General features: G+C 67.5%; 21 protein-coding genes. 14 read left to right on the top strand and 7 right to left on the bottom strand.

The window, feature by feature from the left end:
* Positions 1 to 17 precede the first annotated feature (17 nt).
* Together IB258_RS02665 and IB258_RS02660 are read right to left on the bottom strand one after the other, a co-directional pair.
* On the bottom strand, positions 18 to 374 hold the full coding sequence (locus tag IB258_RS02665) for a hypothetical protein (protein ID WP_082401004.1): 357 nt from the start codon (positions 372 to 374) through the stop codon (positions 18 to 20).
* A 144-nt stretch (positions 375 to 518) separates the two neighbouring features.
* A complete protein-coding gene (locus IB258_RS02660; protein ID WP_192327755.1) occupies positions 519 to 1,496 on the bottom strand; it encodes a tripartite tricarboxylate transporter substrate binding protein in 978 nt (325 codons plus the stop codon).
* A gap of 303 nt (positions 1,497 to 1,799) precedes the next feature.
* Between IB258_RS02660 and kdgD the strand changes: the two genes are divergently transcribed.
* Positions 1,800 to 2,714 carry a 5-dehydro-4-deoxyglucarate dehydratase gene (gene kdgD, locus IB258_RS02655; protein ID WP_054454508.1) on the top strand — a complete coding sequence of 305 codons (915 nt, stop codon included), beginning with the start codon at positions 1,800 to 1,802 and terminating at the stop codon, positions 2,712 to 2,714.
* A gap of 59 nt (positions 2,715 to 2,773) precedes the next feature.
* Positions 2,774 to 3,709, top strand: coding sequence for a hypothetical protein (locus tag IB258_RS02650; protein WP_192352091.1), 936 nt, complete (start codon positions 2,774 to 2,776; stop codon positions 3,707 to 3,709).
* A gap of 10 nt (positions 3,710 to 3,719) precedes the next feature.
* Here the strand turns inward: IB258_RS02650 and ilvA are convergent, their stop codons facing one another.
* Complete coding sequence (ilvA, locus tag IB258_RS02645; RefSeq protein ID WP_119451545.1) at positions 3,720 to 5,306, bottom strand: threonine ammonia-lyase, biosynthetic; 1,587 nt, start codon at positions 5,304 to 5,306, stop codon at positions 3,720 to 3,722.
* 516 nt (positions 5,307 to 5,822) lie between these two features.
* Between ilvA and IB258_RS02640 the strand changes: the two genes are divergently transcribed.
* On the top strand, positions 5,823 to 8,051 hold the full coding sequence (locus IB258_RS02640) for an NADP-dependent isocitrate dehydrogenase (RefSeq protein WP_192352090.1): 2,229 nt from the start codon (positions 5,823 to 5,825) through the stop codon (positions 8,049 to 8,051).
* A gap of 74 nt (positions 8,052 to 8,125) precedes the next feature.
* Here the strand turns inward: IB258_RS02640 and IB258_RS02635 are convergent, their stop codons facing one another.
* The 4 genes from IB258_RS02635 to IB258_RS30570 all read right to left on the bottom strand — a co-directional run bounded on the left by IB258_RS02635 (position 8,126) and on the right by IB258_RS30570 (position 11,804).
* Complete coding sequence (locus tag IB258_RS02635) at positions 8,126 to 9,736, bottom strand: glycosyltransferase family 39 protein (RefSeq protein ID WP_192352089.1); 1,611 nt, start codon at positions 9,734 to 9,736, stop codon at positions 8,126 to 8,128.
* 189 nt (positions 9,737 to 9,925) lie between these two features.
* A complete protein-coding gene (gene fetB / locus IB258_RS02630; protein WP_192352088.1) occupies positions 9,926 to 10,723 on the bottom strand; it encodes an iron export ABC transporter permease subunit FetB in 798 nt (265 codons plus the stop codon).
* Positions 10,714 to 11,340 (bottom strand): ATP-binding cassette domain-containing protein, encoded by a 627-nt coding sequence (locus IB258_RS02625; RefSeq protein WP_054454517.1) that lies wholly within the window; start codon positions 11,338 to 11,340, stop codon positions 10,714 to 10,716. Before IB258_RS02625 ends, fetB begins: the two co-directional genes overlap by 10 nt.
* 11 nt (positions 11,341 to 11,351) lie before the next feature.
* A complete protein-coding gene (locus tag IB258_RS30570) occupies positions 11,352 to 11,804 on the bottom strand; it encodes a LysR substrate-binding domain-containing protein (protein ID WP_370539810.1) in 453 nt (150 codons plus the stop codon).
* A 228-nt stretch (positions 11,805 to 12,032) separates the two neighbouring features.
* Between IB258_RS30570 and IB258_RS02615 the strand changes: the two genes are divergently transcribed.
* The 11 genes from IB258_RS02615 (at position 12,033) to IB258_RS02565 (ending at position 25,691) form a co-directional block, all read left to right on the top strand.
* On the top strand, positions 12,033 to 13,400 hold the full coding sequence (locus IB258_RS02615) for a lysine N(6)-hydroxylase/L-ornithine N(5)-oxygenase family protein (protein WP_192352086.1): 1,368 nt from the start codon (positions 12,033 to 12,035) through the stop codon (positions 13,398 to 13,400).
* Between the two features lie 17 nt (positions 13,401 to 13,417).
* Positions 13,418 to 14,023: a GNAT family N-acetyltransferase gene (locus IB258_RS02610; protein ID WP_054454520.1), complete on the top strand. Its 606-nt coding sequence runs from the start codon at positions 13,418 to 13,420 to the stop codon at positions 14,021 to 14,023.
* Positions 14,020 to 15,876 (top strand): IucA/IucC family siderophore biosynthesis protein, encoded by a 1,857-nt coding sequence (locus IB258_RS02605; RefSeq protein WP_192352085.1) that lies wholly within the window; start codon positions 14,020 to 14,022, stop codon positions 15,874 to 15,876. Before IB258_RS02610 ends, IB258_RS02605 begins: the two co-directional genes overlap by 4 nt.
* A complete protein-coding gene (locus IB258_RS02600) occupies positions 15,834 to 16,619 on the top strand; it encodes a siderophore ferric iron reductase (RefSeq protein WP_054454523.1) in 786 nt (261 codons plus the stop codon). Before IB258_RS02605 ends, IB258_RS02600 begins: the two co-directional genes overlap by 43 nt.
* Positions 16,620 to 16,656: 37 nt before the next feature.
* Positions 16,657 to 17,823, top strand: a complete 1,167-nt coding sequence (locus IB258_RS02595; RefSeq protein ID WP_054454525.1) for an aromatic ring-hydroxylating dioxygenase subunit alpha — start codon at positions 16,657 to 16,659, stop codon at positions 17,821 to 17,823.
* A gap of 103 nt (positions 17,824 to 17,926) precedes the next feature.
* On the top strand, positions 17,927 to 18,898 hold the full coding sequence (locus IB258_RS02590; protein WP_054454527.1) for a helix-turn-helix transcriptional regulator: 972 nt from the start codon (positions 17,927 to 17,929) through the stop codon (positions 18,896 to 18,898).
* A gap of 177 nt (positions 18,899 to 19,075) precedes the next feature.
* A complete protein-coding gene (locus tag IB258_RS02585) occupies positions 19,076 to 20,266 on the top strand; it encodes a multidrug effflux MFS transporter (RefSeq protein WP_175181068.1) in 1,191 nt (396 codons plus the stop codon).
* A gap of 104 nt (positions 20,267 to 20,370) precedes the next feature.
* Positions 20,371 to 22,587: a TonB-dependent siderophore receptor gene (locus IB258_RS02580; protein ID WP_192352084.1), complete on the top strand. Its 2,217-nt coding sequence runs from the start codon at positions 20,371 to 20,373 to the stop codon at positions 22,585 to 22,587.
* 20 nt (positions 22,588 to 22,607) lie between these two features.
* Positions 22,608 to 23,678, top strand: a complete 1,071-nt coding sequence (locus tag IB258_RS02575) for an ABC transporter substrate-binding protein (protein WP_192352083.1) — start codon at positions 22,608 to 22,610, stop codon at positions 23,676 to 23,678.
* Positions 23,671 to 24,660, top strand: a complete 990-nt coding sequence (locus tag IB258_RS02570) for an iron ABC transporter permease (protein WP_054454533.1) — start codon at positions 23,671 to 23,673, stop codon at positions 24,658 to 24,660. Before IB258_RS02575 ends, IB258_RS02570 begins: the two co-directional genes overlap by 8 nt.
* On the top strand, positions 24,657 to 25,691 hold the full coding sequence (locus IB258_RS02565; RefSeq protein WP_175180903.1) for an iron chelate uptake ABC transporter family permease subunit: 1,035 nt from the start codon (positions 24,657 to 24,659) through the stop codon (positions 25,689 to 25,691). The genes IB258_RS02570 and IB258_RS02565 overlap by 4 nt, the downstream gene beginning before the upstream one ends.
* Positions 25,692 to 25,695 lie beyond the last annotated feature (4 nt).

The raw sequence follows: 25,695 nt of genomic DNA, 5'->3' as shown, positions 1-25,695 counted from the left end.
CCTTCCATCCCCCCGCATCACCTCGGCACCGGCAACGGCGGCGCAGGCGTCAGCGGCCCCGTCGGCACGCCGCGCTGCGCCGGCATCGGCGGCAGGCGGGATGGCGCGGGGCTCATCCAGCCAGGTTGCCGGCTCGGTCCGCTGGAGGGCGGCGCGGGCGGGCCAGGCGGCCTGCCGGCGGTGGCGCAACCGGTGCCCAGGCAGGGTTCCTGGGTAGCGCCCGGATTGACCAGCCGGGGACATGACGCGCCGACGCAGGCATCGGGTATGACGCGGGCCGAAGGCGGGGGTTGGGGAACCGCGGGTCCGGCGCCTTGCGCGACGGCTGGCCCGCAGGCCGCCGCCAGCAGCGCGGCGGCGCAAAGAATTTTCATGGCTGCAGCCCCTCTGCCCCTGGTCTGCGGCCGCGCGCGAAGTTGCCTGCGCAGCCCGGGCCCGCGTCGCGCCGGGGCCTGGACGGACGCGGGATGATTCCAGTGTGCTCCCGCGCCTGAATGCCTGTCCAGGCAGCCCCGCCGTCAATCCAGCCGGATATCCGCGCTTTTCACCACCGACGCCCAGCGCGCGCGTTCGCTGTTGAAGAACTGCGCCAGTTCGGCGGGATTGCGGGTGACGATTTCAGCGCCCTGTTCGTTCAACTGCGCCTTCACGTCCGGCTGGTTGACGATCTGCGCCATCAGTTCCGACAAGCGGATGGCGACGGGATCGGTCGTGGTCACGGGCGCCATCACCCCTTGCCAGGTGCCGGACTCGAAGCCCGCCACGCCCTGTTCGGAAATGGTGGGGATGTCAGGCACCAGTTGCATGCGTTCGCGCTTGGAGATCGCGATCGGCCGCAGCTTGCCGGCCTTGATGTGGGGCAACGTGGCCAGCAACCCATTCATGATGACCTGGGTCTGCCCGCCTATGGTGTCCGTCACCGCCTGCGAACCGCCCTTGTAGGGCACATACTCCCATTGCGCGCCCGTCGCCTGCTGCACGGCGACCGCGGCCAGATGCGGCGCGCTGCCGATCGCCGTGACCGCGAAGTTCAGGCGCTGCTTCTTCGACAGGGCCACCAGTTCGGTCACCGTCTTGGCCGGCACGTCGGGATGCACGGCCAGCACGTGCGGCGAATAGGCCAGCATGCCGACCGCGCGCAAGTCCTTGGACGGATCGAAAGACAGCTTGGTGTACACGGACGGGCTGATCGCCAGCGCCCCCACGTCGCACAAGAGCACGGTATGGCCCTCTTGCGCCGCCTGCACCACCAGGCCGGCGCCCAGGTTGCCATTGGCTCCAGGCTTGTTCTCGACCACCACGGTCTGCTTCAGGGCGTCGGCCAGGCGCGGCGCCAGGATGCGCGCGATGATGTCCGACGAGCCGCCGGGCGGGTAAGGCACGATGATGCGGACCGCGCGCGTCGGCCAGTCGCCCGGCTGCGCCCATGCCGGCAACCACGGCGACAGGCATAGCGCCGCAGCGCCGCCCAGGAATTGTCTCTTGCTCGGGTTCATGCAGTCTCCTCTGGAATTATCTTGCGCGCGGACGCCGTCCCCGGCGCACTGCCGCAGCCTTTTGGGAACGGCCGCCGCGCGCACCTGCGCCAGCTTCGTCCGGCTAGACCATAGTCATCGTACAACTATGAAATTATTATTGGAAAGCAAAATATATCCCTATCGGGTATGCACCTATCCCGGCGCCTACGGCAATGAATTTGCCTTGAATGGCGATATTTCATGTTGTACGATGACTTACCACTTAACCAGGCTGCCGGCAGACTTTGCCGTTCGATGGCGCCCCATACGGATCAACGCAACATGACCACCCCGCAGGAACTCAAGCACATCGTTTCGGAAGGCTTGCTGTCTTTCCCCGTCACCGATTTCGACCAGAACGGCGACTTCAACGCCAGGAACTATGCGCAGCGCCTGGAATGGCTGGCGCCCTACGGCGCGACCGCCCTGTTCGCCGCCGGCGGCACGGGCGAGTTCTTTTCGCTGGCGCCAGAGGAATACGCCGACGTCATCCGCACCGCGGTGCAGACCTGCGCGGGCAAGGTTCCCATCCTGGCCGGCGCGGGCGGTCCGACCCGCACTGCCATCGCCTACGCGCAAGAAGCCGAGCGCCTGGGCGCCAAGGGCATACTGCTACTGCCCCACTACCTGACCGAGGCTTCGCAACAGGGCATCGCGGCGCACGTCGAGCAGGTCTGCAAATCCGTGAACATCGGCGTCATCGTCTACAACCGCGCACAGTCGCGCCTTTCGGCCGACAGCCTGGCGCAACTGGCCGAACGCTGCCCCAACCTGGTGGGTTTCAAGGACGGCGTGGGCGATATCGAAGCCATGGTGCGCATCCGCCGCAAGCTGGGCGACCGCTTTTCCTACCTGGGCGGCCTGCCCACGGCCGAGGTCTATGCCGCCGCCTACCGCGCGCTGGGCGTGCCGGTCTATTCGTCGGCCGTGTTCAATTTCGTGCCGCGTATGGCCATGGACTTCTACCGCGCGATCGCCGCGGGCGACCATGACACCACCAACCGCCTGCTGGACGATTTTTTCCTGCCGTACCTCGACATCCGCAACCGCGTGCCGGGATATGCCGTCAGCATCGTCAAGGCCGGCGCCAAATTGGTCGGTCACGATGCGGGTCCCGTACGCGCGCCTCTGACGGACTTGCGGACTGAAGAACTGGAGATGCTGGACGCCTTGATCCGCAAGCTCGGCCCGCAGTAAGGGACGCTCCCTGGCGGTGGTATATATAGACCCGTCCAGCCACACCAGGGAGTCCGACCATGGCGCGTCGACGCAGCCTCGCGTTTCTGCTCAGCATGCTTGCCGCGCCCGCGGGCGCAGACGTGGTCTACGACAACCATGGACTGGTGGTCGAAGCCGCCACCGGCAGCCGCAGCGACTGGAACACCGGCCAGCGGCAGACCACCCGCGCCACCACCATCACCTACCGGGGCCAGCCGCTTTGCGGCAAGGACGTCGGCGCCCTGCTCTATCCCGATGGCCAGCGCATCGAGGCCCGCGCCTTCTTCTGCGCGTCCACCGCCAAGGCCTTGGAAACGGACGCCGTGCTGGCCTACTTCACCAGTTCCAGCGCCAATACCGTGCTGGCGCAACTGCGCGTGGCCAACGGCGCGCTGCGGGTCGAGCGCCTGGCCTTGTCCGCCAAGCCCGAGCGCGACCGCATCTCCACGACCCGCTTCGAAGACGCGCGCCTGCCCGGCTGGACACGCGTCCAGACTTCCTGGAACGAAACCGTGATGATCCGCCACGCGCCGCTTGCCGCCCTGAACCTGGGCCCGGGCAAGCTGCTGGACGTGGCCGACGGCGTGGCCTACCTGGCCGTGCCGCCAGGCAGGGACGTGATCGAGATCGAGCCCACCAAGCGGGTCAAGGATGCCGATGGCTATCTGCAGATCGTGCCGGCCATCACCAAGTTCGTGGACACTCCGGTGGCGTTCCGCGCGGTGCGCATGAGCGACGGGCGCGAACTGGCCCGCCTGGATTTCAAGGACCCTTGCCTGCGCCTGCCCGCGATCCAGTTCGACCGGCCGGACGCGCTATCCAAGACGTCGGCCGCGCCCGACGTGGCCTTCGACGACGTGCCGGCCTGGCGCGCCGCCACCCTGCAGCTGACGCAGGCGGCGCAGGGGCGCACCGCGCTGCGCCTGCAGCCGGGCGTGGCCCTGCCGCGCAAGCCTGGCTGCGCGCCGGGTTGATCTCGCCCGCTCAGATCAGGAACTGGCGATAGGCCTCGTTGGCGGTTTCTTCGGTATGGGCGTAGCCCAACTGCCGCAGGAATGCGTCCAGCGCGGCGCTGTCCGCCAAGGGAGCCTGGATGCCGACCAGCGCCGAGCTGAACTCCGTGCCCTGGTTGCGGTAGTGGAACAGGCTGATGTTCCAGTTGGGCGCCATCTCGGACAGGAACTTCATCAGGGCGCCGGGACGCTCAGGAAACTCGAAGCGGAACAGGCGCTCGCCGGCTGCCAGCGGCGAGCGGCCGCCCACCATGTAGCGGATGTGCTGCTTGGACACTTCGTTGTTGCTCAGGTCGCCGACGGAGAAACCCTGCTCCTGCAGCGCCGTCATGATTTCCGCGGCGTCGCCGCGCCGCGAGATCTGCATGCTGACGAAGATGTGAGCGGTACGCGCATCGGCGATGCGGTAGTTGAATTCCGTCACGCTGCGCTGGCCGATCACGCTGCAGAAGCGGCGGAAGCTGCCGCGCTCTTCCGGCACCGTCACGGCAAAGACCGCCTCGCGGGCTTCGCCGACCTCGGCGCGGTCCGCCACGAAGCGCAGGCGGTCGAAGTTCATGTTCGCACCCGAGGTCACCGCCACCATGGGCAGGCCTTGCACGCCTTCGCGTTCCACGTACTTCTTCAGCCCGGCCACCGCCAGCGCGCCGGCCGGCTCCAACACGCTGCGCGTGTCCAGGAATACGTCCTTGATCGCCGCGCAGACCGCGTCCGTATCCACCAGGATGATCTCGTCCAGGTGTTCACGGCACAGGCGGAAGGTCTCCTCGCCCACCAGCTTGACCGCCGTGCCGTCCGAGAACAGGCCCACCTCGGGCAGGTTGACCCGTTCGCCCACCTGCATGGACAGCGACATGGCGCAGGAATCCTCGGTCTGCACGCCGATGACCTTGACGCCCGGATCCACCGCCTTGATGTAGGTCGCCACGCCCGCGGCCAGCCCGCCGCCGCCGATCGGCACGAAGACAGCATGCAAGGGGCCCGCGTGCTGGCGCAGGATCTCCATGCCCACCGTGCCCTGGCCGGCGATCACATAGGGATCGTCAAAGGCCGGGATGAAGGTCAGGTCCTGCGCGCTGGCCAGCTTCTGGGCGTGGCCGTAGGCATCGCTATACGAATCGCCCGCCTGCACCACCGTCACCGTGGGGCCGCCATGCGCCTTGACCGCATCCACCTTCACCTGCGGCGTGGTCTGCGGCACCACGATGATGGCGCGCACACCCATCCTGGCCGCCGAGATCGCCACGCCCTGCGCATGGTTGCCGGCGGACGCCGTGATCACGCCGCGATCCAGCGCGGCCTGCGGCGTATTGCGCATCTTGTTGTAGGCGCCGCGCACCTTGAAGGAGAAGACCGGCTGATTGTCCTCGCGTTTGAAGTAGACCGGATTGCCCAGCCGGGCCGACAGGCCGCGGGCGCGGTCCAGCTCGGTTTCGCGGGCGATGTCGTAAATGCGGGCGGTCAGGATCTGCCTCAGGTATTCCATCGGCGTGGCCCGGCCGTCCTGGAATGCGGTCGGCGTGGCGGTTTGCTGGCTGGCTTGCGGGGTGTGGTGCATCTGGCTCTCTGCTTCGGTGTGCTTGCCCGGCAGAGGCGGCCACAAAAAACCCGCCTCGTGGGGCGGGTGGCTGTGACTGTTGCGGTCGCGCGCTAACCCACCATTCCAGGAATGATGGTAATAATCAGCGAAATGCGGACGGCGCGGAAATTCATGGGGACGTAGCTTCCTCCTTGTGCGGCGCTTTGTCAAACGGGCAATCGGCCATGGCGCGCCTGATTTAATATGTCCCCGTTTAATTTGGCGCCATTATGGCCACATCCCGGCCGAATCCGTGGGTTTTTGCTGCGCAGCAGGCGTAGCGCGGTATTACAATGGAAGGTTCGTGGCAGTCGCACTTCCCCAAATCAAAAAAGGGCAGGCGCCAGCCATGTTGGGTATACGCCTTCCGACCAGGTCCTGGACGCGTCCGCGTGCTTGCCCATACGAACCCACTCTCCGACAACATCTACCGGCTTCTGGCCGCATAGCATGTTCGGGTTTGCGCCTAGCGCCTGCCGAACAGATTCAAGGATCATGTCTCTTACTCCGAAGATTATCTATACCCTCACCGATGAAGCTCCGGCGCTTGCAACCCGTTCGCTGCTGCCCATCGTCCAGGCTTTCGCAAAGCCCGCAGGCATCACGGTCGAGACCCGCGACATCTCGCTGGCCGGCCGCATCATCTCGGTCTTCCCCGACTACCTCGAAGACAGCCAGAAACTGGGCGATGCCCTGTCGGAACTCGGCGCCCTCGCCGTGCAGCCCGAAGCCAACATCATCAAGCTGCCCAACATCAGCGCGTCCATGCCGCAGTTGAAGGCCGCCATCAAGGAACTCCAGGACCAGGGCTACAAGCTGCCCGACTACCCGGACGCCCCCGCCAACGACACCGAGCGCGACGTCAAGGCCCGCTACGACAAGGTCAAGGGCAGCGCCGTGAACCCGGTCCTGCGCGAAGGCAACTCCGACCGCCGCGCCCCGCTGTCCGTCAAGAACTACGCCCGCAAGCACCCGCACAAGATGGGCGCCTGGTCGGCTGACTCCAAGTCGCACGTCGCCCACATGAGCGAAGGCGACTTCTACGGCACCGAAAAGTCGGCGCTGATTTCGGAAGCCGGCGACGTCAAGATCGAACTGACCGCCGCCGACGGCGCGAAGACCGTCCTGAAGGAAAAGACCCCGGTCAAGGCCGGCGAGATTATCGACGCCGCCGTGCTGTCCACGGCCAAGCTGAAGTCCTTCCTGCAAGCCCAGATCGACGATGCCCGCGCCACCAGCGTACTGTTCTCGGTGCACCTGAAAGCCACGATGATGAAGGTCTCCGACCCGGTCATCTTCGGCCACGTCGTGTCCGTGTTCTACAAGGACGTGCTGGCCAAGCACGCCGACGCGCTCAAGCAAGCGGGCTTCGATCCCAACAACGGCATCGGCGACCTGTACGCCAAGATCCAGTCCCTGCCCGCTGACAAGCAGGCCGAGATCACCGCTGACATCGACGCCGGCTACAAGACCCTGCCGCAGCTGGCCATGGTGAACTCCGACCGCGGCATCACCAACCTGCACGTGCCCAGCGACGTCATCGTCGACGCGTCCATGCCCGCCATGATCCGCGACTCGGGCAAGATGTGGAACGCCGAAGGCAACCTGCAGGACGCCAAGGCCGTGATCCCCGACCGCAGCTACGCCGGCGTCTACCAGGCCGTCATCGAAGACTGCAAGCGCAATGGCGCCTACAACCCGGTCACGATGGGCAGCGTGCCCAACGTCGGCCTGATGGCCCAGGCCGCCGAGGAATACGGCTCGCACAACAAGACCTTCGTCATCCCGGCTGCCGGCACCGTGCGCGTCACCGACGCTTCGGGCAAGGTGCTGCTGGAACAGGCCGTCGAAGCCGGCGACCTCTGGCGCATGTGCCAGACCAAGGACGCCGCCGTGCAGGACTGGGTCAAGCTGGCCGTCACGCGCGCCCGCGCCACCAAGACGCCCGCCGTGTTCTGGCTGGACGAAAACCGCGCCCACGACGCGCAGATCATCGCCAAGGTCAAGCACTACCTGAAGGACCACGACACCAGCGGCCTGGATCTGCGCATCCTGAGCCCGGTGGAAGCCACCAAGTTCTCGGTCAAGCGCATCCGCGAAGGCCTGGACACCATCTCGGTGACCGGCAACGTGCTGCGCGACTACCTGACCGACCTGTTCCCCATCATGGAACTGGGCACCAGCGCCAAGATGCTGTCGATCGTGCCGCTGGTCGCCGGCGGCGGCCTGTTTGAAACGGGCGCGGGCGGTTCCGCCCCCAAGCACGTGCAACAGTTCCTGGAAGAAGGCTTCCTGCGCTGGGATTCGCTGGGCGAGTTCATGGCCCTGGCAGAATCGCTGGACCACCTGGGCCGCAGCTACGGCAACGCCCGCGCACAGGTCCTGGCCAAGACCCTGGACCTGGCGACCGCCAAGTTCCTGGACGAGAACAAGTCGCCCGAGCGCAAGGTCGGCGGCCTGGACAACCGCGGCAGCCACTACTACCTGGCCATGTACTGGGCCCAGGCCGTGGCCGCGCAGACTGACGACCGCGAACTGGCTGCCCTGTTCGCGGCGCCGGCCCGCGCGCTGGCCGACGGCGAGGACAAGATCCTGGCCGAACTGAAGGCTGCCCAGGGCAAGCCCGTCGACATCGGCGGCTACTACCAGCCCAACGAAGCCCTCGCCAGCCAGGCCATGCGCCCCAGCGCCACGCTGAACCAGGCCCTGGCCTCGATCGGCTAAGCGCCTGCCGCGCATAGCGGCAAGTAAAAGGCCGGCAGCCCTCGGGCAGCCGGCCTTTTTTCATGCGCTCGGGTTCAGGGCCTGGGCTGCGGCATTGGGGTCGGATTGGCGGACGGCAGACCGGCGCACGCACGCTGGCGGAACGCCGCGTCCACGTCGATGCGCCAAATACTCCGCTTCTCGCTTGCAAGCCGCGCGGCCACGCCGTTGAGTACGGGATATCGTCCGCCGTCCTCCTTCTGGCCCCAGATCCAGAAACGCGCCCCGTCGGCGGCCTCGCACATGCGCAGACGCAAGTCCTGGTCGTCGATCAGCACGCGCTTGCCCGTGGCCGGATCGAATTGCGCCGCGTCGTACAGCTCCTTGCGCCAGTTGTCCCGCTTGGGGATATCGGGGTTCCGCCAGTCGTCGACGATCCAGGCGGGCTCGCGGGCCCGGGTATAGAAACCCAGGTCGAAGGGCAACGCATGCAGCGCGACCTGTATGTCTTGCGGCTGCATTTCGCCGCGCAGTTCCCGCGCCTGCGGCCCCGCGCTGCCGCGCGGATTCGATGCCCCGACGATGACCGCGGCCAGGCAGATCACGGCCGACACCCCGGCGGCGATCCAGACGCCCCTGCGCTTGTCCGCCGCCCAGGCAGGCGCGATACGCTCGCTGACCAGGAACGCCAGCGGCGGAAACACCGGCAGCACATACCCGATCAGCTTGGAATGCGGGATGGAAAAGAACACGATCACGACCGCCATCCAGATCGCCGCCAGGCGGCGCAGGCCCTGCGGATCGGTCTCGCGCCAGTAAGACGGCCTGAAGACCGACGCGCCCCAAATCGACCACGGCAGCGCCAACCCCGCCACGATGGGCAGGTAGAACCAGAACGGCTGCGCGTTGTTGAAGCCTCCCTGCGAAAAACGCTCGAACTGCTGGTAGACGAAGAAGTACTGGTAGAAGCCGGGATAACGCAGCTCCATCAGCCAGAACCAGGGCACCGCCACTGCCGCGAACGCCAGCAAGGCTGGCACCCACAGCAAGGCGCGCACGCCGGGCCAGTCGCGGCGCAGCAGCAGCCAGGCCAGCACGATCGCGCCGGGCAGCGCCACTCCGATCAGTCCCTTGGCCAGCACCGCCAGCGCAGCCAGCACGCCCGTGGCCACCGACATCGCGCGGAACGGGCGCCCCGCGGCGCGGCGCAAGACGGTGTCGGCGGCTGCCAGCACGCACAGCGTGATCATGCTGGCCACCAGCATGTCCATATTGGCGAACTGGGCGGCGCCGAAGAACAGCGGCATCATGCCCAGGATCACCACGGCCCAACGCGCTTGCGCGGCATTGCGGTAGCGCGCCACGAAGGCATAGAGCCCGGCGCCCGCGCTCCAGGCGCCCAGCAGCGAAGGCAGCCGCGCACTGAATTCGTGCACGCCGAACAGCACATAGCTGATCTGGGCCAGCCAGTAATACAGCGGCGGCTTGTGGAAGTACGGCATGCCGTCAAGCAGCGGCACCATGGGCGAGCCGCTGCGCAGCATCTCCCAGGCCACTCCGGCGTAACGGCCTTCGTCGGGCAAGGTCAGCCAGCGAGCCCAGGCCAGCGCCCCCAGCCAGAGAGCCAGGCACGCCAGCACCAGCCAGCCTGGAAAGGCAGCGCGGCGCGCCGCAGGCGCCATCGATGCGGTCATGGAAACGCTCATGCCCGGCGCTCCGGCAAGGCGCGCTCAGAGAGGCGGCGCTGAGCGGAAGCAAGCTGCTGCGGGGGCGCCGCGGAATGGGAAGCAAAAGGCATGGGGATCCGGGAAAGGTTCAGGAAAATGCAAGATTTCGCGCAGTATCGCCAAGCGCGCGTCAAGCTTTCATGAAATTTCCGGAAAAGCCGCCGCTTCCTAGGACGGATGCAGCCGGTCCAGCCTGAGCCGCCCGCGCTCGTCGGTCAGGCGGCGCATGGCGCCGTAGGCTGCGGCGATCGCCGCCATGCCGCTGGCGCCGCACAGCAGGAACATCAGCAGGATCTGGTACTTGGCGGCCTCGATCGGATCCATGCCGGCGATGATCTGCCCGGTCATGATGCCCGGCAGCGTGATGATGCCGGCGGCCGACATCTGGTTGATGCTGGGCACGATGCCGCGCCGCACGGATTCGCGCAGCAAGTACGAAAATGCCTCGTGCACGGTCGCGCCCAGCGCCAGCCTCGCCTCGATCGCCAGCTTTTCCCGGCGAGCGCCGGACAGCACCCCGTCCAGCGCCAGGCTGGCGGCGTTGAGCACGCTGCCCAACACGATGCCGATCAGCGCGATGGTGTAGCGCGGGTCGTACCAGGGGTCCGGACGCAGCGCCGTGTTCAGGATGAACAGCACCGTGATGACCGTGGTCCCCGCCACCGCCATCGCGCCGACCCAGCCGTTTCCGCGTTGCGTCAGCCTGGCCTTCGGGCGCGCGGCGACCTCTCTGGCCGCCAGCGCCATCATCACCGCCACCACCAGCGCCGTCAGCCAGGGGGCGGCGTGCGCGAACACGATGCGCAGAATGTGGCCGACCAGCAGCAGCTGCACCACGGTGCGTAGCGCGGCCCACAGTACCTGTCGCTGCAGGTTCAGGCGCAAGGCGAAGGAAATGCCGGCGCTGAGCAGCACCAGCAGCGAGGCAATGGCCAGGTCCGAGGCCTGCAGTTTGATCACGTCCATAGCGGCTCCAACCTGCCTTGTTCCATGCGCCAGGAACGCCGCGCAAGCCGTTCGGCCTGGGCTGGACTATGGGTCACCATCAGGATCCCCGCCCCGCCCTCCAGGTAGCGCCGCAGCTCCGCTTCGACCTGATCCGTGGCCGCCTGGTCCAGCGCCGCGGTCGGCTCGTCCAGCAGCAGCACGCGCGGCGCCAGCGCCAATGCGCGCACCAGGCCCAGGCGCTGGCGTTCGCCCGTGGACAGTTCATGCACCAAGGCGTCCAGCTTGTCCGCGGACAGCCCCAGGCGTTGCATGATGGCCAAGGCCCGGGCGCGGTCCGTGAAATGCCGCGCGACCAGGTCGTCCCACCAGCCGGCCTCGGCCTGGCAGTACATGACCTGCCGGCGCCATTCGTAGCCCCGCATGCCCGAGCGCGGCCGGCCATCCAGCAAGGCCTCGCCATGACCGGGATCCAGGTCAGCCGCCTGGCGCAGCAACAGGGATTTGCCTGAGCCCGAAGGACCCATGATGGCTGCGCACTCGCCCGCGGCGAGATCCAGGCTGACGGGAGAGAGGCGTTCGCTGTAGATGCCGCGCAGCGTGAACAGCGGCCCTGGTTCAGACGTAATGGTCGGCATGGGTATCGATCTTAGACCGTAAATGCGCGAGGCTGGTCCAAGGCAATGGCCAGCCGGCCCGATTCGATGTCCTCGCGCGCATGTGTGTCTTGCATCAGCGCGATGCCCTGCCCCGCGGCAGCAGCAGCAGCAGCAGCAGCAGCAGCAGCAGCAGCAGCAGCAGCAGATCGTCCTCGTAGCTCAGGCCGCGCTGCGCTTCCTTCCCGGCGTCCACGCCGTGCGCCTGCAGCCACAAGGGCCAGTCCGCGCGGTCGGAATCCTGCAGCAGCGGGTACTTCAGGCAGTGTTCGGGCCGCTCGATGGGGGCCTTGCGCCAGCATGGCGGGGCTGGCCACGGGCAGGAGCAGCAGCACCGGCGGCATCAGCCGGAAGGCCGACAGCCCCGGGTAAAGCCCCAGGCCATGCCGCAACGCCACGTCGATGCGGTCGCGCTTGAAATTGACCAATTTTGACGATGCCGCCACGCGAACCTCGCTGTCCGGATGCAAATAGCTGCGCTTATCTGAAAAATCCAAATCCGATGAGGCTCCCTATGCGATACGCCACGCTGCATATGGGTGCCGCCTGCAACACACAGGCAAGACACCGCAATAAATCGGCATTTGCTAGAGTGATCATATTGAAAATGATAATCATCCCCAGAAGAGAATCATGTTCACGCAATGCCGGCTCCGGCAAAAGGCAGATCCCATATGAACCGTGAAATCCATGACTTCGCCGCCATCGGTCTTGGCCCGTTCAACCTCAGTCTCGCCTGCCTGGCCGCGCCCTTGTCCGGCGTGCGCGCGGTTTTCCTGGACAAGAAGCCAGGCTTCGATTGGCACCCCGGAATGCTGATCGAGGACTCCACCTTGCAGAACCCCTTTCTGGCGGACCTCGTGAGCCTGGCGGACCCGCGTAGCGAATACAGCTATCTGAATTACTGCAAGCAGACCGGGCGCATCTATTCCTATTACATGCGCGAAAACCACTACCTGAACCGGGCCGAGTACAACCGCTACTGCAAATGGGTCGCGGCCCGCCTGCCGAACCTGCGCTTCAATCACGACGTGCAGAGCGTGCTGCACGATCCAGACAGCCGCGCCTACCTGGTGACCGGCCAGCATGCCGTCAGTGGCGAACGCTTCATGGTCCGCTGCCGCAAGCTGGTGTTGGGACTGGGCACGCAACCCCAGCTGCCTGAATGCTGCGATCCGCGCACCGCGCCCTACATCCACAGCGCGGACTACTTGCGCCACAAGCCCCAGCTGCAGCGCAGGCAGGGCATCACCATCGTCGGCAGCGGACAGAGCGCGGCCGAAGTGTTCCACGACCTGCTGCGCGACAGCGCCAAGCACGCCTACAGCCTGACCTGGATCACCCGCTCGCCCCGCTTCTTCCAGATGGAGAACACCAAGCTCACGCTGGAGCTGATCTCTCCCGACTACACCGACTATTTCCACGACCTGCCCGAAGCCCGGCGGCGCGAGATGCTGCGCCAGCAAAGCAGCCTGTACAAGGGCATCAACGCCTCGCTGATCAATCAGATATACGACCTCCTGGACGAGAAGATCCGCGCAGGCGACCGCCGCTACACGCTGCTCACCAGCGCGGAACTGCGCGCCAGCCGGCATGAGCGCGCCACGGGCCGCTACCATCTGGACTTCATGCACGTTGACACCGGCCAACCGTTCAAGCACGTGACGGACGGCCTGGTGCTGGCCACCGGTTACGCCCCGCGCATCCCCGCCTGCGTCAACCCCATCAGCGACCGGATCGCCTGGGATGAAAACGGCGGCTACCGCATCGCCCACAACTACGCCGTGGACCGCGCCGGCACGGAGATCTTCGTGCAGAACACCGGGCTGCTCAGCCATGGCGTCACGAATCCCGACCTGGGATTCTGCTGCTACCGCAATTCGCAGATACTGCGCGACCTGACCGGCGTGGAGCACTACGCCATCGAGCCTCGCACCGCACTGCAGGACTTCCGCCCGCCGGCGAACGGCGTACTGGCGCACCGCCTCGGCATACCGGAGCCGATGCCCATGATGGACGGCCATCGGGCCGCCACCATCTGATCTTGCGGGGAGCCAGCATGCTCACGATGACAGCCACCTTTCTGGGCGAGGTCGTGCGCCAGTCGCGCGACCATTACGACGAGGGCCGGGGACTCGCCTTGCGCCCCCTGGTTCCGGATGCGGACGCCGCGCTGCTGCGGCAATGGTTTTCCATGGACTACGCGCGCTTCTGGTCCATGCAGCGGCACAGCGAGGACCAGGTGCGCGACTTCTATGACGCCCTATGCGGCAGCGGACACGCCAGCGCCTGGCTCGGCAGCCATGAGGGACAGCCAGCCTTTCTGGTGGAGTGCTACGACCCCGCCCGCGACGAAGTCGGCGAACACTACGCGGTGCGGCCAGGCGACCTCGGCATGCATCTTTTCATCGGCCCGCCGCGCTTGCGGATTCCCGGCTTCAGCCGGCAGGTGTTCGCCTTCGTGATGCGCTTCATGTTCGACCGGCTGGATGCCGCGCGCATCGTGGTCGAGCCCGACGCGAACAACGCCAAGATCCACGCGCTCAATCTGGCCATGGGATTCACCTATGCAGGCCAGGCCCGATTCCGCGACAAGACCGCCAGTCTGGCGTTCTGCACACGTACACAGTTCGAACAGGTCCAATACCAGGAGTCGACCCCATGAATCCGCATGCCACCACTCATCCCGCGCAGGTCGCCAGCCATCTGGAGCCGGAAGTCTGGGCCAAGGTCAACCGCCTGCTCGTGCGCAAGGCCATCTCCGAGTACACCCATGAAGGCCTGCTGCAACCCGAACGCCTGGGCCCGGCGGACACGCCGGGGTTCGACCGCTATCGCCTGGCGCTCGCGGACGGCCGCGTCGAGTACCGCTACGACGCGCAACTGATGGCCATGCGCCACTGGCGCATCCGCGCGGAATCGATCGCCAGGACCACGGCCGGCGCGCCCGCGCCCCTGGACGCCCTGCAGTTCGTGATCGAGATCCGCGACAAGCTGCGCATTCCGGAAGACCGGCTGCCGATCTATCTGGACGAAATCGCCAGCACGCTGCACGGCGCCGCCTACAAGCACACGCGCGCTTGCCTGCCCGCCCCCGAACTCGCGCTGGCCGACTATCAGACCATCGAAACCTCGATGATCGAAGGACACCCCAGCTTCGTCGCCAACAACGGCCGCCTGGGTTTCGACGCCGAGGACTACCACGCCTATGCGCCGGAGGCCGCTGCCCCGATCCGCGTGATGTGGCTGGCGGTGCACAAGGACAACGCGCATTTCGCCTGCCTGTCCACCATGGACTACGCCAGCCTGTTGCGCGGCGAACTCGGCGAGGACACCGTGGCGCGCCACGCCGCCACGCTGCAAGGCCAGGGACTGGACCCCGCCGACTACTACTTGATGCCGGCGCACCCCTGGCAGTGGTTCAACAAGCTGTCGCTGGCGTTCGCACCCTATGTGGCCGAACGCAAGATCGTATGCCTGGGTTACGGCGAAGACGACTACCTGGCACAGCAGTCGATACGCACCTTCTTCAACATCAGCCAGCCGGGCAAGCATTATGTGAAGACCTCGCTGTCGATCCTGAACATGGGTTTCATGCGCGGGTTGTCGCCCTATTACATGTCGGGCACGCCCGCCATCAACGAATACATCCACGGCCTGATCGAGTCCGACCCCTGGCTGCGCGCCAATGGCTTCACCATCCTGCGCGAGGCCGCCAGCCTGGGATTCCGCAACTACTACTATGAAGCTGCGATTTCCGTCGACACGCCCTACAAGAAGATGTTCTCGGCGCTATGGCGCGAGAATCCGCAGGCGCTGATCGGTCCCGGCGAACGGCTGATGACCATGGCCGCGCTTCTGCACGTGGATCCGCAGGGCCTAGCCCTGCTGCCCGCGCTGATCCGGGCCTCGGGGCTGAGCGCCGCCGCGTGGCTGGAACGCTATGTGGATGCCTACCTGACGCCGCTGGTGCATTGCTTCTACACCCATGACCTGGTGTTCATGCCGCATGGCGAGAACGTGATCCTGGTGATCCGGGACCATGTGCCGGTGCGCGCCTTCATGAAGGACATCGCCGAGGAATCCTCCATCCTCGACCCGCAGGCCGACCTGCCCGAGAACGCGCGGCGGCTGGCGGCGGACGTGCCCGAGGAATACAAGCTCCTGACGATCTTCGTCGACGTGTTCGAGGGCTACTTCCGCCATCTGTCCCAGATCCTGGCCGACACCGGCCTCATGCAGGAGGACGATTTCTGGGAGCTGGTCGCGGGCCGTATCGCCGCCTACCAGCAGGCACATCCGCAGCGGCTCGAAAAATACCGCCGCTACGACCTGTACGCGCCGGACATGATCCACTCGTGCCTGAACCGCCTGCAGCTCGCCAACAACCTGCAGATGGTCAATCTGGCCGATCCCATCGGCAGCTTCCAGATGGCGCCCAGGCTGCCCAACCCCGTGGCGCCTTACCGGCCGCAATGGCTGGACCGGACTGCCGACGCCGCGCAGGCCCTTGCGTGACCCGCGAACTGGACGATCTGCTCGCGCTGGCGGGCCGCCTCGCGCCTGGCCTTGACGGGCGCGTGGGCCCGCCAGCCGCGCCCGGCATCCGTCCGGGCGCGAGCAACGCCGACGCCATCGCGCGGTTGCGCGACTGGTGGCGCGAACGCCATCCAGAAGCCGGCCAGCACTACCTGGCGCTGCGCTGCTGGGGCCTGTTGATCTGGCAGCCCGTGTACCTCTGCGTAATCGCCGCGCATCGCAGCGCCATCGTCCCGGACCTGACCCGGCTCAGCCAGCCGGTCGCCAACGGCTTCATCGCCGGCTACACCATGGAACGCCATGAACCCCTGCGCGGCGGCCTGGAGGCGCGGCTGGACGCGGCCGCCACGCAGCTGCGCGAGATCGGCGCCCTGTTCCAGCGCGAGCTGGGCGCGGCGCTGCGCCTCAATCCGCGGGCCACCGCCTGCATGCAGGCCGACTGCGTCCTGTCCGCCCTGTTGGCGGCTCGAACGGGCGTGAGCGCCGCCGACAATGCCTGGGCCACCGCAGCCGCGGCCGATTGGCTTGCGCGCCTGGGCATCGCGGGCAGCAGCGGCTACCTGAACTATCAGCGGCGGTCGCTACCGGCCATCGCCGTGGACCGGCAGGTCTGCTGTCACCACTTCCGCAGAAGCGACGGCGACTACTGCAGCACCTGCCCCAAACTGGATATTGCCGAACGCATCGCCCGGATCGACGCCGAGAGCGTCGAGCCCGCCTGACGGGCGGCCGCCTTGCGCAAGGCACAAGGAGTCGGACATGACGGACATAGGCCGCCTTGCACACGTCGAGCAGGCGCTCAGCCCGCTGCACGTGCGGGCATATTTCGACGAAGACCTGTACGCCCGGGAACAGGAGGTGATATTCAAGCGCTCGCCGCTGTATGTCGGGCACGAAAAAGCCGTGCCCGAATCCGGCGACTGGCGCAGGCTGCCGCACGAGGAAGGCGGGCGCGTCCTCGTGCGCGGCGCCGACGGCGTGGAACTGATATCCAACGTATGCCGCCACCGCCAGTCGCTGATCCTGGGCGGCGAGACAGGCGCCGTCGCCGGGCCGGGCAAGCCGGCGGGCAATCTGTCGGCCACGGGCGGCAACATCGTCTGCCCGCTGCATCGCTGGACCTATGACAATCGCGGCCAGATCCTGGGCGCGCCGCAATTCCCCAGCACGCCCTGCCTGAACCTGCCGCGGTTTCCCCTGAAGCGCTGCCACGGCCTGCTATTCGAGGGGCCGGGCGACCCGCTAGCGGACCTGGGCGACCTGTTCGCCCGGCCCGAGTTCGACTTCTCGGACTATGTGCTGGACCACGTCGAAGTGCACCAATGCAACTACAACTGGAAGACCTTCATCGAGGTCTATCTGGAGGACTACCACGTCGGGCCGTTCCACCCCGGGCTGGGGCGCTTCGTCACCTGCGAGGATCTGAGCTGGGAGTTCGGCAAGCGCCGCAGCCTGCAGCGCGTGGGAGTGCACGACGCCCTGGAGAAGCCCGGTTCCGACGTATACCGCGACTGGCACGGCACCCTGATGCGCTACCGCGACGGCGCGCCTCCGGATTTCGGCGCGATCTGGGTGACCTACTTTCCCACCCACATGATCGAGCTCTACCCGCACGTGCTGGTGCTGTCCACGCTCTACCCCAAAAGCCCGCAGGAGACGGTCAACATCGCCGAGTTCTACTATCCCGAGGAAATCGCCCTGTTCGAACGCGAATTCGTCGAAGCGCAACGCGCGGCCTACATGGAAACGGCGGTCGAGGACGACGAAATCGGCGAGCGCATGGATGCCGGCAGACGCGCGCTGCTGCGGCGCGGCGTCAGCGAGAGCGGCCCGTACCAGTCTCCCATGGAGGACGGCATGCTGCACTTCCACGAGTGGTATCGCAACATCATGGGCGAGCATTTGGGCGATTGCGCCGCGCCCTGAGCGCCGCTGCCAGACCGTTGAATCAATGCGAATATATGCTATTCTCATTTAGACCCCGCCGCTTCCCCTGGCCGACGTCCGGGGGGCTCAACCCGCCGTGCGAGTGACGCCATTGAATCCCTCCTTCCCCGCAGTCCGATTCACCGTCGCCGACTTCAACCGCCTGGGCGGCCATAACGGTTTCCGCTACCAGTTGCCCGGATTCCAGGCCGCTAGCGCCGACCCGGACACCGTCTGCATCGCCGAAGGCCGCGTCGAGGAACATGCCATCCGCCCCGGCCTGACGCTGGTCATGTCCGACGTGCTGGTTCATCACCACTACGAATCGACCTCGGTCATGACGCCGCGCTTTTCGGCCATCGTCATGCTCCAGGGCCAGGCTCAGGCGCGCGTCGGCCACCACGACGACCTGCCGCTGGTCGCCCAAAGCGGTATCAGCGCCGCCTACGGCGATACGGTCGCCATGACCGGCATCCACCGTGCCGGCCAACGGCTGCGCAGCGTCAACCTGTCGCTGTCCGAGCCGGACGCCGCGGACGACGACCCGATCAGCGATCGGATCCGCAAAGTCCTGCGCACGCCCGCCTTCCGGCTGCGCCGCTGGCAGGTGCAGGCGCATCTGATGCAGTCCATCGAACATCTGCTGGAATGCCGTTGGGACGACCCGCTGTGCGCCATGCTGCGCGAAGGCGTCGGCGCGCAGCTTCTGGCCCATGCGTTGGCTGCGCTGGACCAGCAGGAGCCCGAACCCGGCACGCTGTCGCAGCGCGACCGCCAGTTGCTTGAGCGCGTGCGGGAACGGCTGCACAGCGCGCCTGGCGAAGAGCACACCCTGGATGATCTGGCGAAACTGGCCTGCATGAGCCCCAGCACCCTGCGCGCCAAGTTCCGCGCCGCCTATCAATGCTCCGTGTTCAGCTGGCTGCGCGAGCGCCGGCTGGAGGTCGCCCGCGAGCAATTGGCTCGCGGCTGCAGCGTGCAGCAGGCCGCGCACTGCGTGGGCTATCGGCATGCCACCAATTTCGCCACGGCGTTCCGCGAGCGCTATGGCGTCGCGCCCAGCGAACTGAACTGAACGGGGCTGCCGTGAGCGCCCCGGCCCGCGGCTTTCGGCAGCATCCATTGTTCTTGCGGCATTGCCCATTCATCCGACCGCGGCTGGCGGGCGACCATGAGGCCACGCTTCCCGCCCCGGGAAGCTCCTGCCCCGGACGCTCCCGTGCCCAGCCCCGACAAACCGACTTCCTTTCCCATGATGGTGCTGATGCTGGGCCTGCTGGCCTGCGTGGCGCCCGCCACCATCGACGCCTATCTGCCCGCCTTCGCCGCGCTGGAGCGGGAGTTCGGCGTGCCGCAAGAAACCGTGCAGCTGACCCTGGGCGTCTACATGTTCTGCTACGCGGCGATGCTGCTGCTGCATGGAACGCTGTCGGATTCGCTGGGCCGGCGCCGCGTCATCCTGGCGACGCTGGTTTTCTACATCTGCGGCAGCGCGCTGGCCGCCGCCGCGCCGAGCTTCGGCTGGCTGTTGGCCGCGCGGGCGTTGCAAGGCCTGTCCGCAGGCGCCGGCATCGTGGTGGGCCAGGCCATCGTGCGCGACTGCTACGAAGGGCCGGCGGCGCAACGCGTCATGTCCTATCTCATCCTGGTGTTCAACCTGTCGCCGGCGTTGGCGCCCATCATCGGCGGCCAGTTGGCGGCGCAGCTGGGCTGGCGCGCCGTCTTTGTGATGCTTGCCGCCCTGGCCGCGACGGCCTGGGCGCTATGCGCCTGGCGGCTGCCCGAAACCCTGCCCGCCAGCCGGCGCCGGCCGCTGTCCGGGCGTGCACTGGCTGGCGGCTACGGCGCGCTGCTTGCGGACCGGCGATACGTCGCGCTCGCCGCCGCCTTCAGCCTGATCTTCGCGGCCCAGGGCTTGCTCATCGGCGCCGCACCAGACTTCATTGCCAACGTCCTGGGCCTGCCCGTAACGGATTTCGCATATCTGTTCGTGCCGCTCGTGATCGGCGCCATGGCGGGCGCGCTGTTCGCGGCGCGCAAGGCCGGACGCTGGACGGATCAACGCATCACCTGGCTGGCGTACCTGCTGATGGGCGGCAGTTGCCTGGCAAGCGTCATGTATGCCGCTGGCGCCGGGCGACCCGCCCTGCCCTGGGCGGTCATCCTGCCCGCCATCTATACCTGCGGCCTGGCCATGTGCGTCCCGGCCATGACCCTGCACATCCTGGCCCGTGCGCCAGGGCTGTCCGGCACCGCCGCTTCGGTGCTCGGCTTCGCCCAGATGCTGGCCTTTTCGGTCGCCAGCGGCTGGGGCGTGCCCATGGTCTATGGCAAGCCCCTCGGCCTGGCGCTTGCGATGCTGGCCTGCGTCGCCGCAAGCGCGGCAGGCTGGGCCTGGCTGCAACGGCAGTCCGCGCCTTTGGCGAACGCCGGATCGGGCTGATGCGGCGGCGTTCGGCATACGCATCGCATCTTCCGGCATACGTTCAAGTCTCCAGCAAAAACAATAATTCTCATTACCAAATTTTTCAGCCGGAGCTTGTGTTCATGTCCCCCGCACTGTCCCCGCCGCGCGCGCTCACGCGCCGGGCGAATCTGCTTACCCTGGCCGTCCGCGCGGCCTTGCTGTGCTCAGCCTTGCCCTACCACGCCGCCAACGCGCAATCCAGCGCCTCATCCGGCGCCGACCAGCCGGCCGAACTCCCGGCCGTCACGGTTCGGGGCGCCAGCATACCCGGCACCACCGAAGGAACCCATGCCTACAACACCGAGGCCATGAGCACCGCAACCGGCCTGACGCTGTCGCCGCGGGAGACCCCGCAATCGGTCAGCGTGGTGACCCGCCAGCAGATCGAGGACCAGGGACTGCAGGACACCGGCTCCATCCTGGCCAGCGCGCCAGGCATCTCCGTCACGCGCAGCGACAGCAATCGCCTGTCGTTCTCGGCGCGCGGCTTCGCGATAGACAACTTCCAGTTCGACGGCCTGAACGCCCCGATCCTGAGCCAATGGAACTATGGCTCCACCGACATGGACGCCGCCATCTACGACCGCGTGGAAATCGTGCGCGGCGCCACCGGCCTGATGACCGGCTCGGGCAATCCGTCCGCCGCGGTGAACTTCATCCGCAAGAAGCCGCTGCGCGAGTTCGCGCTGTCCGGCAGCGCCAGCGCCGGCAGCTGGGACTACGTGCGCGGCGACGCCGACCTGTCGGTGCCGCTGACGGAGAACGGACGCGTCCGCTCGCGCTTCGTCGCCGCCTACAGCCAGGGCGACAGCTACGTCACGTTCCTGGATTCGCGCAAGCGCACGCTGTACGGCGTCATCAGCGCCGACCTCACGCCCGACACGCTGCTCACCGTCGGCCTGGAGTATCAGCGCAACCAGAGCAACGGCTTCGGCAGCGGTTTCCCGCTGTTCTATTCGGACGGCTCGCGCACCGACTTCAACCGGTCCGTGGCCAACAATACGCGCTGGGCGCGCATCGATACCGAATCGACCACCACCTTCGTGGACCTGAGCCACCGCTTCGCCAATGACTGGAAGGCGCGCGCCGCCTATAGCCACAATGAGGGCGAGTACCGCATGAAGCAGCTTTACCGCGGCGGCTATCCGGACCGGACCAGCGGCACGGGCATGAGCAGCAGCTTCAACAACTACGATGGCGACCGCTCGCGCGACGATATCAACCTGACGCTGTCGGGCCCGTTCCAGCTGTTCGGCCGCAAGCACGAACTGGCCCTGGGCTGGATGAGCGTGAACGACCACAGCGACATCGGCCAGTACCTCATGGTCGGCGCCAAGCCCGCCATCGGCAGCTTCTTCGACTGGCGCCAGGACCATATCGCCGAACCGGCCTGGTCCAGCCGCAAGACGCCAGCGGACGACATGCGGGTCAAGCAGACCGGAACCTACGCCGTGGGCCGGTTTTCGCTGGCCGATCCGCTGCACCTGATCGTGGGCGGACGCTGGAGCAATTGGGAGACGAACCAGACCTACTTCGGCAGCAAGCGGCAATACAAGATCAACGACCAGTTCACGCCCTACGCCGGCCTGATCTACGACATCAACAAGACCTACACGGCCTACGCCAGCTACACCGAGATCTTCCAGCCGCAGAACGCACGCTCGCCCAGCGGTTCCATCCTGCCGCCGATCGACGGCAAGAGCTACGAGATCGGCCTGAAGGCTTCCTACCTGGACGGCCTGCTCGACGCGGCCGTATCGCTGTACCAGACTCGCCAGAACAACCTGGCCCAGGCCATTCCCGGCGAGTCGGTCATAGGCATGCCCGGCACGCAGGCCTACCGCGCCGTATCCGGCGCCAAAGTCGAGGGCTTCGAACTCGAAACCACCGGGCAGATCATGCCCAACTGGAACATCGCGGCCAGCTACACGCACTTCACCGCCAAGGCCGCCGACGGCAAGCCCATCAACACCAGCCATCCGCGTAGCCTGTTCAAGCTCTACACCACCTATCGCCTGCCCGGCGACCTGAACCGGCTGACGGTCGGCGGCGGCGTGGACTGGCAAAGCCGCATGTACCAGTCCGCCGCCAGCCCGCGCGGCAACGTGGAAGTGGAACAAGGCAGCTACATGCTGGCGAACCTGATGGCGCGCTACGAGTTCAGCAAACAGGTCTCGGCCACTCTCAACGTCAACAACCTGTTCGACAAGAAGTATTACGACCAGATCGGCTTCTTCAGCCAGGGCTGGTGGGGCGCGCCCCGCAACGTGATGCTGACGCTCAGGGCCCAATATTGATCGGAGAAACTGCCGGCACGATGCGTCTTAGTCTTCCTCGTTTCAAGCATGCAATTCTGCGGGCCGGGGCAGCCTGCCTGGCCGCGCTCGCCCTGGCGGCCTGCGACCGCGCGGCCGACGCGCCGGCCGCGCCAACGCCGCCGGTCGCCCAGGCCGATGGTTTTCCGGTCACGATAGACGGCGCCCTGGGACGGGCCGTCATCGCGGCGCCGCCCAAGCGCGTGGTCACGCTGGGCCTGGGCGCCGACGATCTGGCGCTGTCGCTGGGTGTGGTGCCGGTGGGCGTGGGCCGCGCCGACTGGGGCGGCGACGCCGACCACTACTGGCCCTGGGTGCGCGCCGCGATCGAGGCCCGCGGCGCACCGCTGCCGCAGGCCATCGCCATGTTTCCGGAGCTGGACGTCGAAGCCATCGTCGCGCTGCGGCCGGACGTCGTGCTGGCGCCTTTTTCCGGGGTCAGCGCCGAAGCGTATGCACAGCTGTCGCGGCTGGTGCCGGTGGTGGCCTATCCGGAGCAGCCATTCCTGACTCCGGTGGATACCCAGATCGACCTGATCGCCGCCGCGCTGGGCCGGCGCGAACAGGCTGCGGTGCTCAAGGCGCAGATCCGCGGCACACTGGCGCAGGCCGCACAAGACCACCCCGTGCTGGCCGGCAAGACCTTCGCCTATGTGCGGGCCGACCTGGGTTCGGGCAATTTCGCGGCCTATGTGGCGGGGGATCCGCGCGTGGACACGATTGCCGCCATGGGCCTGAAACTGGCGCCGTCCATGCAGGGCCTGCACGCCAGCGCCGGCCATTTCGCCCACTACCTGGGTTTCGAGCATGCCGATGCGCTGGGCGACGTCGACGTGCTCGTGTCCTGGTTCTATACCCCCCAGGAACGCGATCGGACCGCGGCGCTGCCGCTGTACGCCTCCATCCCCGCCGTGAGGCGCGGCGCCTACGTGGCGCTGAGCGACCCGGCGCTGATCATGGCCTCGTCCTCGGGCACGCCGCTGGCCGTGGCCTGGATGCTGGGCAGGCTGGCGCCGGCCTTGGCCGCGGCAGCCGAGCGGGCCGAAGCCGGACCCGGCGCCCAGCATGAATAAGCCGTCCCGTGCCGCCGGCCTGGGCGCGGCCTGTCTGCTGCTCGCCGCCGCCATCCTGGGCAGCCTCTGGCTCGGTTCACGCAACCTGTCGCCCGGCTCGGTCTGGCAAGCCCTGTTCCGGCCCGATGACAGTTACGCCGCCCTGGTGGTCGCCTCGCGCGTGCCGCGCACCTTGCTGGCCGTGCTGACCGGGGCGGCGCTGGCCGTGGCCGGCGCGCTGATCCAGGCCCTGACCCGCAATCCGCTGGCAGAGCCCGGGCTGTTGGGCGTCAACGCCGGCGCCGCCGCCTCCATCGTGACTGCCGCCCTCGCGCTCGGCGGCCTGCCGGCGCATCCGTTCTGGGCGGCCCTGCCCGGCGCACTGGCCGCGGCAGTGGCCGTATACCTGATCGGCGCGGGCGGCCGGGGCCTGCAGCCGGTGCGTTTGATCCTGGCCGGCGCGGCGGTCAACGCGGTGCTGTTCGCCTACGTGCAGGCCGTGGCCCTGCTGCGCGAGGACATTTTCGACGCCTATCGATTCTGGGCCGTGGGCTCGCTGGCGGGACGCTCCATGGCCGAAGCGGCCCGCGCCGCCCCCTACATCGGCGCCGGCCTGCTGCTGGCGCTGGCGCTGGCCCGGCCCCTGAACGTCCTGGCGCTGGGGCAGGCGCTTGCCCGGGCGCTCGGCGTGCGTGCCGGGTGGTACCGCGCGCTGGGCCTGCTCGGCGTGGCCGTCCTGGCCGCCGCCGCCACCGCTGCCGCGGGTCCCATCGCCTTCGTCGGCCTGGCCGTTCCGCATATCGCCCGCCGTATCGGCGGTCCCGACCTGCGCTGGCAACTCGTCTACTGCCTGCTGCTGGGCCCCATCCTGATGCTCGCGGCCGACGTCCTGGCGCGCCTGCTGCGCGCGCCGGCAGAGTTGCTGACCGGCGTGGTGGCCGCGTTCCTCGGCGCGCCGTTCCTGCTGGCGGCCTTGCACCGCCAGCCCGGGAGCCGCCCATGAGCGGCCAGCGGCGCACGTTGCGCGTGGGCACCTGGCTGTCGCTGCCCTACTCGCCACGCGCGCTAGCCTACGCCTTGTTGCTGACGGCGCTGGCCGTTGCGTCGATTGCCGGCGCCCTGTTGGCGGGAGAGCAAGGACCCGCCTGGTCCCGGATGGGGCGCATCCTGGCGGGCGGCGGCACGGCGGTCGAGCACTGGCTGGTCTATACCGTCAGGCTTCCCCGCGCCGTGGCCGCGCTTGGCGCCGGCGCCGCGCTGGCCCTGTCGGGCGCACTGTTCCAAAGCATTACCCGCAACCCGCTGGGCAGCCCCGACATCATCGGCCTCACCGCGGGCGCCTCCGCAGGCGCGGTGGCGGTGACGATGGTCTGGCCGGGGGCGATGCCGCTAGCCTGGGGCGCCGCGGGCGGCGCGCTGCTGGCGACGGCGGGCGTCTGGTTCGGATCCGGCGCCGGGTTCTCCGCGCCCCATCGCATGGTGGTCGCCGGCATTGCGGTGGCCGCCATCGCCTTCGCCTTCGTGCAATACGGCCTTTCCAACCTGCGCCGCGAACAGGCGCATCTGGCCGCAACCTGGCTCAACGGCAATCTGGCCGGCAAAACCTGGAACGATGTCGCTCTGATCGGCGCCGCCTGCGCGGTGTTGCTGCCCTTGGCGCTCGGCCTGGGCGCGCGCCTTCGGCTGCTGGAAATGGGCGACGATGTGGCGCACGCCTTGGGCATCGCACCCGGACCCAGCCGGCTGGCGGCGACGCTGCTGGCCGTGCTGGCCACCGCCGCGGCCGTCAGCGTGGCCGGTCCCATCGCCTTCATCGCGCTGGCGGCCCCGCAGATCGCGCGCCGCTGCGTCCCGGCTAGCGGCCCGCAACCGCTGTTGGCCGCATTGACCGGCGCCGTGCTGTTGGCGGGTGCCGATCTGCTGTCGCGTTCCGCTGGGGCCAACGGCTTGCCGGTAGGCGTTCTTACCGCCGGGATCGGCGGCCTCTATCTCGCATTTCTGCTGCTGCTCGAATGGCACAAGGTCTCGACGTGACTTC

The sequence above is a fragment of the Achromobacter sp. ACM02 genome (genome assembly GCF_014851605.1).
Taxonomy (GTDB): Bacteria; Pseudomonadota; Gammaproteobacteria; order Burkholderiales; family Burkholderiaceae_B; genus Achromobacter; species Achromobacter aegrifaciens.
Note: the sequence above shows the minus strand (reverse complement) of the source record. Positions and strands in the feature narration are given on the sequence as shown.

What these genes read in the sequence shown, in the direction of transcription:
- ilvA (WP_119451545.1), bottom strand. Translation starts at nt 5,306, where the DNA reads ATGCACCACACCCCGCAAGCCAGCCAGCAAACCGCCACGCCGACCGCA.
- IB258_RS02580 (WP_192352084.1), top strand. Translation starts at nt 20,371, where the DNA reads ATGTCCCCCGCACTGTCCCCGCCGCGCGCGCTCACGCGCCGGGCGAAT.
- IB258_RS02575 (WP_192352083.1), top strand. Translation starts at nt 22,608, where the DNA reads ATGCGTCTTAGTCTTCCTCGTTTCAAGCATGCAATTCTGCGGGCCGGG.
- IB258_RS02665 (WP_082401004.1), bottom strand. Translation starts at nt 374, where the DNA reads ATGAAAATTCTTTGCGCCGCCGCGCTGCTGGCGGCGGCCTGCGGGCCA.
- IB258_RS02650 (WP_192352091.1), top strand. Translation starts at nt 2,774, where the DNA reads ATGGCGCGTCGACGCAGCCTCGCGTTTCTGCTCAGCATGCTTGCCGCG.
- IB258_RS02595 (WP_054454525.1), top strand. Translation starts at nt 16,657, where the DNA reads ATGACGGACATAGGCCGCCTTGCACACGTCGAGCAGGCGCTCAGCCCG.
- IB258_RS02625 (WP_054454517.1), bottom strand. Translation starts at nt 11,340, where the DNA reads ATGCCGACCATTACGTCTGAACCAGGGCCGCTGTTCACGCTGCGCGGC.
- fetB (WP_192352088.1), bottom strand. Translation starts at nt 10,723, where the DNA reads ATGGACGTGATCAAACTGCAGGCCTCGGACCTGGCCATTGCCTCGCTG.
- IB258_RS02635 (WP_192352089.1), bottom strand. Translation starts at nt 9,736, where the DNA reads ATGAGCGTTTCCATGACCGCATCGATGGCGCCTGCGGCGCGCCGCGCT.
- kdgD (WP_054454508.1), top strand. Translation starts at nt 1,800, where the DNA reads ATGACCACCCCGCAGGAACTCAAGCACATCGTTTCGGAAGGCTTGCTG.
- IB258_RS02565 (WP_175180903.1), top strand. Translation starts at nt 24,657, where the DNA reads ATGAGCGGCCAGCGGCGCACGTTGCGCGTGGGCACCTGGCTGTCGCTG.
- IB258_RS02570 (WP_054454533.1), top strand. Translation starts at nt 23,671, where the DNA reads ATGAATAAGCCGTCCCGTGCCGCCGGCCTGGGCGCGGCCTGTCTGCTG.
- IB258_RS02610 (WP_054454520.1), top strand. Translation starts at nt 13,418, where the DNA reads ATGCTCACGATGACAGCCACCTTTCTGGGCGAGGTCGTGCGCCAGTCG.
- IB258_RS02600 (WP_054454523.1), top strand. Translation starts at nt 15,834, where the DNA reads ATGGCTGGACCGGACTGCCGACGCCGCGCAGGCCCTTGCGTGACCCGC.
- IB258_RS02605 (WP_192352085.1), top strand. Translation starts at nt 14,020, where the DNA reads ATGAATCCGCATGCCACCACTCATCCCGCGCAGGTCGCCAGCCATCTG.
- IB258_RS02585 (WP_175181068.1), top strand. Translation starts at nt 19,076, where the DNA reads ATGATGGTGCTGATGCTGGGCCTGCTGGCCTGCGTGGCGCCCGCCACC.
- IB258_RS02615 (WP_192352086.1), top strand. Translation starts at nt 12,033, where the DNA reads ATGAACCGTGAAATCCATGACTTCGCCGCCATCGGTCTTGGCCCGTTC.
- IB258_RS02660 (WP_192327755.1), bottom strand. Translation starts at nt 1,496, where the DNA reads ATGAACCCGAGCAAGAGACAATTCCTGGGCGGCGCTGCGGCGCTATGC.
- IB258_RS02640 (WP_192352090.1), top strand. Translation starts at nt 5,823, where the DNA reads ATGTCTCTTACTCCGAAGATTATCTATACCCTCACCGATGAAGCTCCG.